This is a genomic window from Microbispora sp. NPDC046973 (genome assembly GCF_040644495.1).
GTDB lineage: Bacteria > Actinomycetota > Actinomycetes > Streptosporangiales > Streptosporangiaceae > Microbispora.
In genome coordinates, this window is the sequence record NZ_JBEYWQ010000005.1 from 8,373 (window position 1) to 21,345 (window position 12,973).

A 12,973-nucleotide genomic window follows, 5' to 3' on the forward strand; every position below is an offset into this window, starting at 1 on the left:
CGCATTACGATGAAGCGCTGGCCATTCTTCGTACTCTTGTGGCCGCTGATCCCGCCAAATATGGTCCCGCATTTCTTGCGTGGGTGCACGATCCCGTCGGCTGGCAACTTCGTGGTGCCGGGCAGAATGTCAAAGCGGAAGCGCTCGCGAATGAGGCGGTCGCCATCGCCCGTGGGCTGGGTGATCGATATCAAGAGGCCAATGCGCAGTTGAACATCGGCGCCGCCTTATGGGGGATCGCGGAGCGGCGTGCTGAGGCGTTCGCGCATTACGATGAAGCGCTGGCCATTCTTCGTACTCTTGTGGCCGCTGATCCCGCCAAATACGGTCCCACATTTCTTGCCTGGGTGCACGATCCCATCGGCTGGCAACTCCGAGGGGCCGGGCAGAACGCCAAGGCTGACGCTTTGGCGGCAGAAGCTGCTGCAATGGCAGGGGGAACTCCACTAGGCGCCCGAGACTCGGGAGGGGCCTGACCCTCGCTCACTATGGAAAAGCCCGGCGCCGAATTACAGATCAGCGCCGGGCTCCCCGATCTCGCCCCCGCCTCCAGGGGCGAGGTGCAGGCTACGTGCCGCGCCTGTCCCGGCCGCCCTCGGTTCCGGTGGTTCGCCGGCTTCCCGTCGGGTTGGTCTCGTCGTGCTCCGGCGGGTCCTCGTCCGCCGGGATTCTGCCTCTGGGGCTGTCCTCGGCCTCCGGGATTCTGCCTCTCCCGCCCACGTCGTGTCCCCCGTGGTGAGGTCGAAAGTGCATGCGCTTGCATCGAGTCTCCTCATGCTGCATAGTTGGTTTGGCACAACCAACTATTGGAAATGGTGCGGGGATGGAGCAAGTGTCGGCCGGCAAGGACGGCGTGTCTCGCCCACAGCGTGAGGCCGTCGACGGAGTGGCGGCAGCGCTGGCCACGGTGGGCAACTGGATGTTCTCTCCGGCCACGCGTCGTAAGATCATGGCGTCCTCCGGGCTGGAGCTGTCATTGGGGGACTACACCCTGCTGGCCCAGGTGTCGCTGCACGCGCCGGTGCGGCTGTCGGTCCTGGCTGAGCTGATGGAGGTGGACAAGTCCACCCTGTCACCTCCGGCCAAACGCCTTGAGTCACGCGGATTCATCGAACGTCGGCCCGATCCGGCCGATGCCCGCGCGCAACTGGTGAGTGTCACACGGGCTGGGAAGCTGGCTATCGGCAAGCTCTGGAAGGCGCGTGCGGCCGCCGTCGCAGCCTTGCTGGCGGACTGGGAGGCGGCCGACATCGAGCAACTGGCCACGAGCCTCAGCGCGCTCAGCGAAGCGATCAAGAAAGGGCAATGAGCCCATCACGGGTTTTTCCGTCCGCACCGGGACGTAGAACTGCGGCCACCTAGAAGTCCGGTGCCACTACTGCTCTACACCCTTGCGGCTCGTGGCATCGTGCTGCCGCACGCTGCCTGCCGGCCTCGATACCTTGCTGCGCTTCCATCCGCGGCGGCTGACCTTCATCGCCCCGGGCCAGGGCTGCCGTAGTCCCTGCTGGTCCCGGTTCTTGCGCCCCGAACGCGGCGCGGCCGTCTGCACGTCCCCGTCGTCGCGCACACCCAACACTGCAAGGAAGTGATGTCACATGCGTGCCGTTTTGCTGCACGAATTCGGGCCACCGGCCCACCTGCGGGTCGCGGACGTGCCCGCACCGAGGCCGACGGCAGGCGAGGTCGCGGTGCAGGTGGCCGCGGTCGGCGTCCAGTTCATGGAGACGCAGATCCGAGCGGGGACGATGCGCGGCGCGCTCGGCGGCGCGCCTCTGCCGGTGATCCTCGGCAAGGAGATCGCCGGACTGGTCGCCGAGGTCGGTCCTGGCGGCGATACCGCCCTGATCGGCGCGCGGGTCCTGGCCAGCACCACGGGCTTGGGCGGGTACGCCGAGACCGCCGTAGTCCCCGTCGGCACCCTCGTCCCGGTCGACGACGGCATCGGCCTGCCCGAGGCCGTCGCCCTCTACCGGTACGGAGTCACGGCCCAGGGTCTGATCAGGGCGGCCCGCGTGACCGCCGGTGACCGGGTCCTGGTGCTGGCGGCCGCTGGTGCCGTCGGCACAGTCCTGGTGCAGTTGCTCAAGCGGGCCGGGGCGACGGTCGTCGCGGCGGCGCGCGGGGAGCACAAGCTCGCCCTGCTCGGCAAGCTGCGTGCCGACCACGTGGTGGACTACACGCTCCCCGGCTGGACGGGCCGGGTTCGCGACGCCGTAGGCGGTTCGATGGACGTGGTCTTCGACCATGTCGGCGGAGCGCTCGGACGCGAATCGTTCGAACTGCTCACACCGGGCGCCGGGCGCCAGATCGCCTTCGGCTTCTCCAGCGGCACGCCGCTGGAGGTCCGGCCCATGGAACTGGTCGGCCGGAGCCTGACCCTGACCGGCTTCAGCGCGGGCCTCACCTGGAGCAGGCCCGCCCTCGCCCGCGACCTGGTGACCGAGGTCCTGGAACTGGCCGCGGCCGGACAGCTCATGCCGGTGATCGGCCAACGCCTCCCTCTGGAACGGGCGGCCGACGCGCATGCCGCCATCGAAGCGCGCGACACCGTCGGCAAGACCCTGCTCATCCCCTGACCGAATCCCGAAACGCCCCCGCAGTTCCGTCACGGGACCTACGGGTGAACGTCCAACTCATCCGGCAAGGAGTCCACACACATGTCCTCTTTCCCCAAGATCTTTGTGGCCGGTGCCACCGGACTACTCGGTGGTCAGATCGTCCGAGCCCTTCTCGACCAGGGCGTCCCCGTGCGGGCCCTGGTGCGGCCCGGCACCAGCGAGGAGAAGAAGAGTTCCCTGACCGCCCTGCGGACCGGCGGCTTGGAACTGGTCGAGGGCGACATCACCGATCCGGCCGAGCAACTGGCCGAGGCCGTCGGCGACGCCACGACCGTGATCTCGGCCGTCCAGGGCGGCCCCGAGGTGATCGTGGACGGGCAGGCCAACCTCCTGCGCGCCGCAGAGAAGGCCGGCGCCCAGCGGTTCATCCCGTCAGACTTCGCCATCGATGTGACCAAGCTGGACGACGGCGACAACTTCATGATCGACTGGCGTCGGCAGGCCGCCGCCGCGTGCGCCGGCACCCGCCTTGAGGTGGTCTCCGTGCTCAACGGCGCCTTCTACGAGGTGATGACCGGCTTCATGGGGCTCATTGACTGGGAGCAGGGCACCCTGTCCCACTGGGGAGACCCCGACCAGCCGCTCGACCTGACCTCGGTGGCCGACACCGCCGCCTACACCGCCGCCGTCGCCCTCGACCCGGCCGTCAGCGGCACACTGCGCTTCGCCGGTGAGGTCATGTCGATGCGCCAGTTCCACGATGCGGTCCAGCGTGGCTCCGGCCGCACCCTGCGACTGCGCCACCTCGGCACCGCCGACGACCTGCGTGCGGAGATCACCCGTCAGGCGGCGCTCACTCACAACCCGTTCGACTACGTGGCGCTGCAGTACCAGTGGTGCATGGTGAGCGGCAAGGCCAAGTTCGACAGCCTGGACAACGCCAGGTACCCGCAGGTCACGCCCCTATCGTTGACCGACTTCGTGCGCGTCACCGCACCTGCGCTCTGACGCGCCGTCCGATAGTCCCGGTACGCGGTCACAGCCTGCGGCGGAAGACCGCGTACCGGCTTGCCTATCGGCCGGCACATCGAACTCCGAGTGACACAGAATTCCGCATTCTCCGTCGTACAGCCGATGACTTACCTCGCCCGGCCTACTGCCGCAGTCAGGAGTGGCCGACCACCGACCCGGCCGGCATCTGGAACGGCGCAAGGCCACCCACCGCCTGTACCTGCACCGGATGGCGTGGTTCTTGCACTTCAAGGAGATCGCCAAGCAGGTCACTGTGCAGGGGACACCCTCTATGTCGTGGTGCCGACGCTGGGCACCTCGGCCCGTAAGCGGGCGTTCGAGGCCGCCATCAGGGAGGTGTGCGAGGACCACGCGCCGTCACGCCGCGACGTGGTGGTCTGCCACTGGGACTCCTGCACGAGCAGCGGGCTGTTCGGACAGTACTGCGCGGTGATCGCCAGGCAATCTTCTGCGGAGGCGTGACGGCCTCAGCGGGGAGGACTTCGGCCCGGGTGCTGCATCCGTCGTGGTCGGCGTCGATCCAGTGTTTGAACGAGCTGCGCTTGTACCCGGTGCGGTCTTCGCCGGACAGGGGCAGGGAAGCGATGGCGTCCCACAGCAGGGGCGCGGGCCGCTGAGGTCTGTCCGGCGCGGACGCTGAGGTACGGGCGGCAGGGGTTGTGGCCATCGCGCAGCGCGACGGGCTGGATCAGGCGAGCAACCGGTCGACCAGCCCGTCGAGGTAGTCAGGGGTGAGCGGGACCGCGCCGAACAGGACGCGCATGTAGATCGGCGCCAGGAGATGGTCCAGCACCTCCAGTGCCTCAGGCGGGTCCTCGCCGCGTTCGCGGGCGCGGGCGAGCATGGCCTGCAACTGCCTGGTGCGGTCGGCCAGGAGCTCGTCGCGCGCCTGAAGGCCCTGCTGACCCTCGCCTGTCAGCGCGATGGTCAGCCGCACCAACGCCAGGCCGTCGGGTCCGGTGACCTCGCGGGCCACGATGGCGGCGTAGGTGCGCAGGTCGCCGGCCAGGCTGCCGGTGTCGGGCATCGGCGCCTGCGCGTTGAGCCGGGTCAGCAGCACATCGCTGAGCAGGGCTTGGAGGTTGCCCCACCGGCGGTAGAGGCTGGTGTCGGCCACGCCCGCGCGGGCCGCGATGTCGCCGACGGTGAAGTTTCCGTAGCCGCGCTCGCTGACCAGGTCGGTAACGGCCTGGTGCACTGCCGCGCGGACCCGGGCGCTGCGCCCGCCGGGCCGCCTGGCCCGCCCCTGCTCATCCATACCCCAACCTTAACGCAGTCCAGACTTGCGTTAGAGTCTCCCTAAACGCAGTCATCAACTGCTTTTAGGAAGGATGTACGTGAAAGCGTTGCTCACCCTGACCTGCGCAGGTCAGTTCATGGTGCTGCTCGACAACACGATCGTCGGCGCCGCCCTGCCCGACATGCAGCAGCGGCTCCACACCGGGCTGACCGGCCTGCAATGGATCGTCGACGCCTACGTGCTGCTGGTGGCCATGCTGCTGCTGTCGGGCGGTGTCTTCGCCGACCGGTTCGGCCGCAGGCGGGTGTTCCTGGCCGGGGTGGTGGTGTTCACGGCCGCGTCGGTGGTGTGTTCGCTCGCGCCCTCGATCGGCTGGCTGATCGCCGGGCGGGTGCTGCAGGGCGTTGGGGCCGCGGCGCTGAGCCCCGCCTCGCTGGCGCTGCTCGCCGCCGCGTATCCCGCCCCGAGGGAGCGCGTCAGAGCAATCGGGTTGTGGGCCGGGTTCAGCGGCATCGGCCTGGCCGTCGGACCGCTGGCTGGCGGGATCCTGGTGGAGGCCTTCGGCTGGCCCGCCATCTTCCTGGTCAACGTGCCCATTGGGGCGGTCCTGCTGCTGGCCGGGCTGCGCGTGCTGGGGGAGTCCCGCAACCCGAGCGCGCCGCCGATCGACGTCCCCGGCACGGTCCTGTCCGTCGCGGGCGTGGGCGCCGTGACCTACGGCCTGGTCGAGGGCGGTTCCCGAGGCTGGACCTCGCCGGTGATCCTGGGCGGCTTCGCCGCCGGGCTGGTGCTCCTGGCCGCGTTCGTCGTGGTCGAGGGTCGTGTGTCGGCGCCGATGCTGCCGCTGCGGCTGTTCCGTCAGCGGCTGTTCACGGTGTCCAACACGGCGATGGTCGTGGTCGGATTCGCGCTGATGGGGTCGTCGTTCTTCTTCTCCCAGTTCTTCGTCTACGTCCAGGGCACTTCGATCCTGGTCGCCGGGCTGCGGACCCTGCCCGCCTCGCTGGCCATGGTGATCGTCAGCCCGTACGCGGGCCGGTTCGCGGCCAGGTACGGCTTCCGCGTCGTCGTCGGCATCGGCCTGGCGCTGGCCGGGCTGGGGCTGCTGGCGCTGGGCTTGGTCCACGCCGATACCGGCTACGGGAACGTGTGGTGGCGCCTGGCGGTCGTCGGTATCGGGTTCGCTCTCACCATGTCGCCGCTGACCGGGGCCGCCATCCAGGCGGTCAGCCCGCAGGAGGGCGGCCTCGCCTCCGGCGTCAGCAGCACCACCCGGCAGATCGGCGCGGTGCTCGGCGTGGCGGTGCTCGGGGCGATCGTCCACACGCGGCAGTCCGGCGGCGCCTCTTTCGAATCCGGCCTCAACAGCGCCTTCCTCGCGGCGGGTGCCGTGACGCTGGCCTGCGCCGTATTCACCGGCCTGTGGCTGACCGGCTTCCGGGCGCCGAGGGACGTCCGGGCGGAACAGTCAGGAGGCCAAGCAGTCAGCGCAGTTAGTGGGCCGCCGCTGACAGCTCCTCCCAGTCGGCCCACGTCTTGAGCCGCTCGACGTAGGCCTGCTTGGTCATCCGCAGCCCTTCGGTGCCGAAGAACACCCGCAGCGGCGAGCGAGCCGCCGGTTATGGGCGAAGAGGACGTGGGACTCGAGGTCGAGCCGGGTGGTGGGGTTGGTGGCCGGCGGGTCAGGTTGACGATCCAGTTGCCGAACCGGCGGATGACGGGGTGATGTAGGGCGAGATGCGACCACCGCCGCTCTCGCCCATGGTCTCAGCTGCGAGGACGACGGCGCGCGAGGCATCGCGGTCGACGCGCTGCTGGTCCACGCGGCCCGCGGCGACCCGAACGGTGACGACCTCGGAGTATTCCTGTCCGTGCTCGTCGCGGCGGACATGGTCAGGCTCGGGTGCGTCGTCACCGCGCTCGCGGACGCCCTGGCGGCCGGTGCGCACACCCAGGTCTGGGGCACCGCGGCGCGCATGCTCGCCGAGCACCTCCCCCAAGCGCGGGAGCGACCTCGCGCAGCGTGTGGCCGAGCGCAGGCCCGCGCGCGTGGCGGCGCGCAGCGCCGCCCTTGATCCTCTACGAGCGCAATCCGGCAGAGGAGGATGCCGAAATCATCAACCAGACAGAACCTCATTCTGTCTGCTCACAAAGCTGATCACCTTCCCTTTACCGATCATCATGAAGCCCACCACGGCTAAGAGCTGGTAACGCAACAAGCTGAGGCGGCCCCAGCTGCCTGGCGGCCTGCGGGGTGCCGAGCCCAAGGCCGAAGGCGATCTCCTGCCACGTCATGCCGCGCCTCCGCGCCATCTGGAGGAGCGCGGCCTCCAACTCGTCCATCTCGGCCCGGGCCTGAGGGACGAGAGTCAAGGCGGTCGTGATGTCGGCCTGGTCCACCTCCGGCTCGCCGTCATCGAGCTGCGCGGCCCCGCTCAGCAGGAACGACACGAGCCTGACGGCTTCGTGGGGTCCCATCACGGAGGGGGTCCAAACCTGCGGACGTAGGCTCTTTGCGCAGACGGGTGGCCGACATGACCTGTGGCGAGCACCGACCGAGTCCGGGTGACACCCCGACGCTGCCCAGCAGAATCGACCGGAAAATTATCGACCGGAGTTGTCGTATCTCGGCCGCGTCGTTCGTAGCCAGGGTGAACGGTCGCCCACGAGGGCGCTGTCACGACCAGCTGTCACGACCAAGGGAGATGCCGACCGATGCAGCAGCACCCACAGGCCAAGGTCCACCGCATGTTCGAGCTCGTCGAGCCGATCGCCACCGTCACCTTCTCCGAGGTGGCGAACGAGGCGTTCCTGGCCGTCGGCATGCGCAATTACTGGGACGGATACTTCGCGGGCCGGGCCGCACCGCTGGGGCTGGCACCGGCCGAGGTGGTACACGCGGTCTTCTACAACTTCGCCGACGGCGAGGTGGCACGCCACATCCCCTGGGTGTGGGGAAAGATCACCCCGCAGGAGGCAATCGCCGTGCGCGAACGGGGCAGCACCGCCGCCCTGCGGCAAATAATCGGAGAGCTCGCCGACTCGCCCGGTCTGGTGCGGGCCGCCGACCTCGCCACCAGAGCAGCGGTCAGCGCGCCGATCGAGGGCCGACCACTGTACGCCGGGCTGCGGGCGCTCGACGTGCCCGAGGAGCCGGTGGCCAGGCTCTGGCACGCGGCGACGCTGCTGCGAGAGCACCGCGGGGACGGCCACAACGCCGCCCTTCTCGCCCACGGCATCGGCGGCACCGAGGCCCACGTCCTCATGGCTGTTTCCCTCGGAATGAGGGCGGAGGAGTTCGGCCGGATCCACCACCTGCCCAAGGCACGGCTGACCGCCGTGGTCGACGGGCTGCGCGGTCGCGGCCTCGTGGACGCCGCCGGCGGGTTCACCGACGTCGGCCGGGAGACCAGGCAGCGGATCGAGGCGCTCACCGACGAGCTGGCAGCCCCGGCGTACGACGTGCTCAGTGCGGACGAGCTCGACGAACTGGCCGCGGGGCTCGAGCCGATCGCCGCCGCAGTATGGGCCTTCGGCAACTGAGCGGGCGCATCACGCTGCTGGGTCGGCCACGATCCCAGCCCGGCCACCGAGGTGAGCAGGTCGTTGCGCGGGATCACCCGCCTGGCGTAATCGAAGGCGCCGCCGCCAAGCGGCGCGAGGCCGCCGACGCCTGGCTGCCCGGCAAGAAGAAGACCGACCTGGCGGGTCACCTACAAGAAGACCAGCGACACGGCCGCCAGGTTCGCCCCGGCCGCCGGCGAACTGCGCACAGCGGCCCCGGCCGCCGCGCAGGGTCATCGCGAGTTCATGGCGAAATGGGGGGCTCACCGGTGTGCGGCGCCTTTCCCGACCTCGCCGCCGCCCTGGCCGAGCTGGTCGAGACCTACCCGACCGAGGACCCGACCGCCCCGGCCTACCCACTCACGCTGACCAACCCGCAGACCGGCCGTGCCCGGACGATCCTGTTGCAGCCCAGGCACGTCGCGTGGCTGACCACGCTTGTACAGGCCGAGCTGACCGCGTGCCGCATTTCGGCCCGCTGAGCCCCTACAGCAAGCTCCTCGTGAGTGGCTACAACAGCGAGGAGGCAGAGGCACAGGTGGACATCGTCGCGGCGTGCCTAGCCGTCATTGATGTGGAAAGCGGCGTGCGTCTAAATCAGGAATTGATGGACGGGCCCCGATTTAGTAGTGTCGATTTCCCTCTAGACTGTCCGGCCTGGGCCCGGGAGCGGCAGGAGAAGGAATCGAACCCGCGCTGTCAGCTTGGGAATAGGCTACTGATCATGCCGTGCTGAGCTGCGAAAACAGGGGTGCAGGTCAGGGTTGGCCGAGTAACCCTGAGTTCCCGCGATTCACCGCTGATCGCCGTCCGTTCTGGCACGCGATCAAGGCTCAACCGTCGTACTAGAAAGACGTGCCGGCACGCGATAAAGGAAGGCCGACGATCTGGGAAATGTCTAACCTGTCGGCGTGGGTACATATATCTACGGCTTCATCGAGGCTCGTCACCCGTGCGCTGACGAGGACTGGTACGAGTGGGATGCATGGGTGGTGTCCATGCCTCTCTCCCCGCTCTACGAGTCGTTCGGCTGTCTCTTCGGTGTTCGTAACCGGCTCGGATGGAATCCGGTCGCGGCCGCCCGTGGTCTCCCTGCCGACGTGTCGGAACTTGTCCGTGCCAGGTATGAGGAACACGTGCGGATCGACGCCGCCATGCATGGCTGTACGTGGGTTACATGGGCGGAGTTGCGTGATCTGGATATGACTGTCCGTCCCGCCGCCCGGGGGGTGCTTGATGTTCAGTCACGACATGGCTCCTCGATCAGCCGGTATCGGGTCGATGACCAGTGGCCCGAGGATGTCGTGGAGGAGTACGGCATGCCGCCGTTGGGCGCCTCGCCCGTCGAGGCTCCGATGGGACGCTGGGACGTATCTGGAGTGACGCTCGAGTATCGCCCCATGACACGACTGGACGCACTTGGACCCGGCACCGGATGGGAGCACGTCTTCGGGGTGATGCAGGCATTGGCGAGGCGGTTCGGGCCCGAAGGCGTGCGCTTGGTCGTCTGGTTCGACTGACGGCACGGTCGTGTCGACCGGTGGCGATACATCACGACCCAGGTAAGGGACGATCACCTGACCTGGGCCTTCGTGTGTGGAGCGGGTGACGGGAATCGAACCCGCGCTGTCAGCTTGGGAATTGCATGGATCACGGCCCGTAGGGGCGTTGACCTGCGTGTGCAACCGGTCATGAGTGACCGTGGTTGCTTCTCGTTCCCCTGGCTGATTGCACGCTGATTGCACGACGATCAAGAATGTGACCTCGTGGAGGACTACCAGCGAGCGCTGATCGGCCGCATGGTCGAACTCCTCGACCTGTACGCCTCGGGCCGGACATCGCTGCCCAAGCTGGTTGAAGATCTCTGGGCACTGTTTGCGGCATCGGACCCTCGCGAGCTTGAGATCAGAGACTCGTTCCATTGGCTGTGGTCCGATCTCGATGGGGAGTGTGAGTTGCGGACTCAGCCCTGGGCGCCGGCCGGGGTGGCTGACGATGACCGCTTGGCCGGCGTCATCGGTGAACTGCGCTTGTGGGCTGTGCAAGTAGCTGCGGGCGAACTTCCCGCGCGCCCGCGCACACCTCCGCCTTCCTGATCACCCCGTCTGCCTCGACCCGCCGCGAAGCGGCAGCGGGCCGGAGACGGACGCCGCTGCGGCGGGACGGGTACGGCCCCGTTCTTGGCGCTCCGTCGATCAAGAAGGTGCCCCTCCACGAGGACGATCAGACGCTCACCACCGAGTTCATCGGGGCTCAGACCACTGGGCCTTGCGGCGCGGACTACACCGCCCGAGCCGTTGAGTCTGCGCATGTGGCCTTGATCGTGGTGGAGGAGCATCCACACGAGAGGGGAAGTACCTGGGATTGCCTGGATGTGGGATACCGCAGGCAGGTGATCGTACGGCTCAGCCGTCCCCTGGGTGAGCGTGCGGTGCTGGAGGCTATGCGCGGGATGCCCGTTCTTGTCGATCTCATGAGGTGACGCGGGGCCGATCGCGCCAGCCCGTAGCGGTGGTCGGCCGGGCGATCGTACGGCGCCGAGCGGGCGCAGCGCCGCCCTTGATGGACGTCCCCCTGTGGGCGATCCGGCCCGAGGCCCCTGGATGGTTTGCTGTGGCTCGCCCCGGAATCGGCGCGCGGCGCAGGCCGGGGCGCGTCCCCATTCGCCGGCCGCATTCCCGCGTGGTGACCGCGGCCCCAGGGGCGGGGAGCGTGCTGTCTCGGGCGTGATCGCCCGAGTGATCGCGTGGGGACCAGATCACTGACGGTCCGGAGACGGGCTGTCCCATGACGTGCGCTGCCGGACGCGACCAGATGGGAAAACGACGAAGCCCCGGCCGAGGCCGGGGCTTGTGTGGCTGGTGGACGATACTGGGATTGAACCAGTGACCTCTTCCGTGTCAGGGAAGCGCTCTCCCGCTGAGCTAATCGTCCGTGCCCGAATGTCGTCCGGGCTCCGAGCGGAAGACGGGATTCGAACCCGCGACCCTCACCTTGGCAAGGTGATGCTCTACCACTGAGCCACTTCCGCAGCCATCGCTCGGGGTTCTTCCCGGCGACGCGTGAACAACTCTAGCGGATCCCGGAGGGTGCCGGTGCCAACTGCCTTCAATCCCCTGGCGGGCACGCGGCACGTGACCCAAGCCGGGCGAGACGTTGACCTGCGGGGGAGGCCGCGCGCAGGATGAGGCGGCAACCGTACGCACGAGGGGGTTACGCGATGGCGAAGGTGCTCATCATCACCGGCGACGCGGCCGAGGACCTGGAGGTGATGTACCCGTACCAGCGGCTTCTCGAGGAGGGCTACGAGGCGCACATCGCGGCCCCGTCCGCCAAGAAGCTGCAGTTCGTGGTGCACGACTTCGTCGAGGGCTTCGACACCTACACCGAGAAGCCGGGCCACACCTGGGCGGCCGACGTCGCCTTCTCCGAGGTGAACCCGGACGAGTACGCCGCGCTGGTGGTCCCCGGCGGTCGCGCTCCCGAATACATCCGCGGCGACCGCGACGTCCAGGAGATCGTCCGCCACTTCGCCGACGCCGGCAAGCCGATCGCCGCGCTCTGCCACGGGCCGCTGGTGCTCGCGGCGGCCGGGGTGCTGAAGGGCCGCGAGAGCAGCGCGTACCCCGCCTGCGCGACCGACGTCGAGAGCGGTGGCGGCACGTGGGTCGACAGCGAGGCGCACGTCGACCAGAACCTCGTGACCGGACGGGCCTGGCCGGACCACCCGGCGTGGATGCGCGAGTTCATGAAGGTGCTGCGCGCCGCCGCTCCGGCGACCTGAGCGCCCGCGCGACCTGACCGCCCGCGCCGGCCCGCGGGGGGCGGCTGTCCGGGACCCGCCCCCCGATCGCCCGCGACCCGCGCGCGCGACCCGTCCGGCGGTCGGCGCGGCGTGGGCCGAGGCACTAGAGTCACCCGCCATGACCGAATCCGCCCCCTATCTCACCGCGACGGCGGAGGCGTACGACGCCGTCGCCGTCCTCTACGCCGAGCTCTTCCGAGACTCGCTCGACCGTCTGCCACTGGACCGCGCGGCGCTCGCCGCGTTCGCCGAGTCCGTGCGGGCCGACGGCGCCGGGCCCGTCGCCGAACTCGGCTGCGGCCCGGGCTATGTGACGGCGCACCTGCGGGGCCTGGGGCTGGACGCCTTCGGCATCGACCTGTCGCCCACGATGATCGAGCTCGCCCGTGAGGCGTATCCGGACCTGCGTTTCGAGATCGGTTCCATGCACGCTCTGGACCTCGCGGACGGCGAGCTGAGCGGCATCGTCTCGTGGTACTCCCTCATCCACACGCCGCCGGCTGAACTGCCGCCGTACTTCGCAGAGTTCCGCCGCGTGCTCGCTCCGGGCGGCCACCTCCTGCTCGGTTTCTACGAATCCGAGGGGGACGCCGTGTCGGCGTTCGACCACAAGGTGACGACGGCGTACCGATGGCCGATCGACGACCTCGCCGAGCTGGCGCGCGAGGCGGACTTCGTCGAAGTGGGACGGATGCTGCGCGAGCCTCTCGAAGGTGAGCGGTTCCGCCAGGGCCGTCTGCTGATGCGCAGGCGGTAGATCCCCGCGGGGGC

14 protein-coding genes, 2 tRNA genes and 1 pseudogene are annotated in these 12,973 nt (G+C 68.9%); 12 read left to right on the top strand and 5 right to left on the bottom strand.

Annotated features, from left to right (window positions below; translation table 11 throughout):
- The 5 genes from ABZ860_RS12320 to ABZ860_RS12340 all read left to right on the top strand — a co-directional run.
- Positions 1-476: tetratricopeptide repeat protein (locus ABZ860_RS12320; protein WP_357218827.1), on the top strand; the 476-nt coding region annotated here is incomplete at its 5' end.
- A gap of 347 nt (positions 477-823) precedes the next feature.
- Positions 824-1,309 carry a MarR family transcriptional regulator gene (locus tag ABZ860_RS12325; protein ID WP_357218830.1) on the top strand — a complete coding sequence of 162 codons (486 nt, stop codon included), beginning with the start codon at positions 824-826 and terminating at the stop codon, positions 1,307-1,309.
- Positions 1,310-1,598: 289 nt separating this feature from the next.
- Positions 1,599-2,579, top strand: a complete 981-nt coding sequence (locus ABZ860_RS12330) for a zinc-binding dehydrogenase (protein WP_357218833.1) — start codon at positions 1,599-1,601, stop codon at positions 2,577-2,579.
- 81 nt (positions 2,580-2,660) lie between these two features.
- Complete coding sequence (locus ABZ860_RS12335) at positions 2,661-3,569, top strand: NmrA family NAD(P)-binding protein (protein WP_357218836.1); 909 nt, start codon at positions 2,661-2,663, stop codon at positions 3,567-3,569.
- A gap of 300 nt (positions 3,570-3,869) precedes the next feature.
- Positions 3,870-4,055, top strand: a complete 186-nt coding sequence (locus ABZ860_RS12340; RefSeq protein WP_357218839.1) for a hypothetical protein — start codon at positions 3,870-3,872, stop codon at positions 4,053-4,055.
- Positions 4,056-4,281: 226 nt separating this feature from the next.
- Here the strand turns inward: ABZ860_RS12340 and ABZ860_RS12345 are convergent, their stop codons facing one another.
- The gene (locus ABZ860_RS12345) at positions 4,282-4,851 is read right to left on the bottom strand and encodes a TetR/AcrR family transcriptional regulator (protein WP_357218842.1); all 570 of its coding nucleotides are present in this window, start codon (positions 4,849-4,851) and stop codon (positions 4,282-4,284) included.
- A gap of 79 nt (positions 4,852-4,930) precedes the next feature.
- Here ABZ860_RS12345 and ABZ860_RS12350 point away from each other — a divergent pair, with 79 nt between their 5' ends.
- The gene (locus ABZ860_RS12350; protein WP_357218846.1) at positions 4,931-6,373 is read left to right on the top strand and encodes an MFS transporter; all 1,443 of its coding nucleotides are present in this window, start codon (positions 4,931-4,933) and stop codon (positions 6,371-6,373) included.
- A 142-nt stretch (positions 6,374-6,515) separates the two neighbouring features.
- Here the strand turns inward: ABZ860_RS12350 and ABZ860_RS12355 are convergent, their stop codons facing one another.
- Positions 6,516-6,833 carry a hypothetical protein gene (locus tag ABZ860_RS12355; protein ID WP_357218849.1) on the bottom strand — a complete coding sequence of 106 codons (318 nt, stop codon included), beginning with the start codon at positions 6,831-6,833 and terminating at the stop codon, positions 6,516-6,518.
- A 169-nt stretch (positions 6,834-7,002) separates the two neighbouring features.
- Positions 7,003-7,311: pseudogene (locus tag ABZ860_RS12360) on the bottom strand (hypothetical protein); the annotation flags it as partial.
- A gap of 237 nt (positions 7,312-7,548) precedes the next feature.
- Between ABZ860_RS12360 and ABZ860_RS12365 the strand changes: the two are divergent.
- The 4 genes from ABZ860_RS12365 (at position 7,549) to ABZ860_RS12380 (ending at position 10,493) form a co-directional block, all read left to right on the top strand.
- Positions 7,549-8,376: a hypothetical protein gene (locus tag ABZ860_RS12365; protein WP_357218852.1), complete on the top strand. Its 828-nt coding sequence runs from the start codon at positions 7,549-7,551 to the stop codon at positions 8,374-8,376.
- A 275-nt stretch (positions 8,377-8,651) separates the two neighbouring features.
- On the top strand, positions 8,652-8,879 hold the full coding sequence (locus tag ABZ860_RS12370; RefSeq protein ID WP_357218855.1) for a hypothetical protein: 228 nt from the start codon (positions 8,652-8,654) through the stop codon (positions 8,877-8,879).
- Between the two features lie 429 nt (positions 8,880-9,308).
- The gene (locus tag ABZ860_RS12375; protein WP_357218858.1) at positions 9,309-9,917 is read left to right on the top strand and encodes a hypothetical protein; all 609 of its coding nucleotides are present in this window, start codon (positions 9,309-9,311) and stop codon (positions 9,915-9,917) included.
- A 246-nt stretch (positions 9,918-10,163) separates the two neighbouring features.
- Positions 10,164-10,493 (top strand): hypothetical protein, encoded by a 330-nt coding sequence (locus ABZ860_RS12380; protein ID WP_357218861.1) that lies wholly within the window; start codon positions 10,164-10,166, stop codon positions 10,491-10,493.
- Positions 10,494-11,256: 763 nt separating this feature from the next.
- On the opposite strand, the gene ABZ860_RS12385 is transcribed toward ABZ860_RS12380, so the two are convergent.
- Together ABZ860_RS12385 and ABZ860_RS12390 are read right to left on the bottom strand one after the other, a co-directional pair.
- Positions 11,257-11,331: transfer RNA gene (locus ABZ860_RS12385), tRNA-Val, on the bottom strand.
- A gap of 25 nt (positions 11,332-11,356) precedes the next feature.
- Positions 11,357-11,428 (bottom strand) — tRNA-Gly (locus ABZ860_RS12390).
- A gap of 189 nt (positions 11,429-11,617) precedes the next feature.
- On the opposite strand from ABZ860_RS12390, the gene ABZ860_RS12395 reads away from it, so the two are divergent.
- Both ABZ860_RS12395 and ABZ860_RS12400 read left to right on the top strand, forming a co-directional pair.
- Complete coding sequence (locus tag ABZ860_RS12395; protein ID WP_357218864.1) at positions 11,618-12,181, top strand: DJ-1/PfpI family protein; 564 nt, start codon at positions 11,618-11,620, stop codon at positions 12,179-12,181.
- A gap of 139 nt (positions 12,182-12,320) precedes the next feature.
- Positions 12,321-12,959 carry a class I SAM-dependent methyltransferase gene (locus tag ABZ860_RS12400; protein WP_357218867.1) on the top strand — a complete coding sequence of 213 codons (639 nt, stop codon included), beginning with the start codon at positions 12,321-12,323 and terminating at the stop codon, positions 12,957-12,959.
- Positions 12,960-12,973 lie beyond the last annotated feature (14 nt).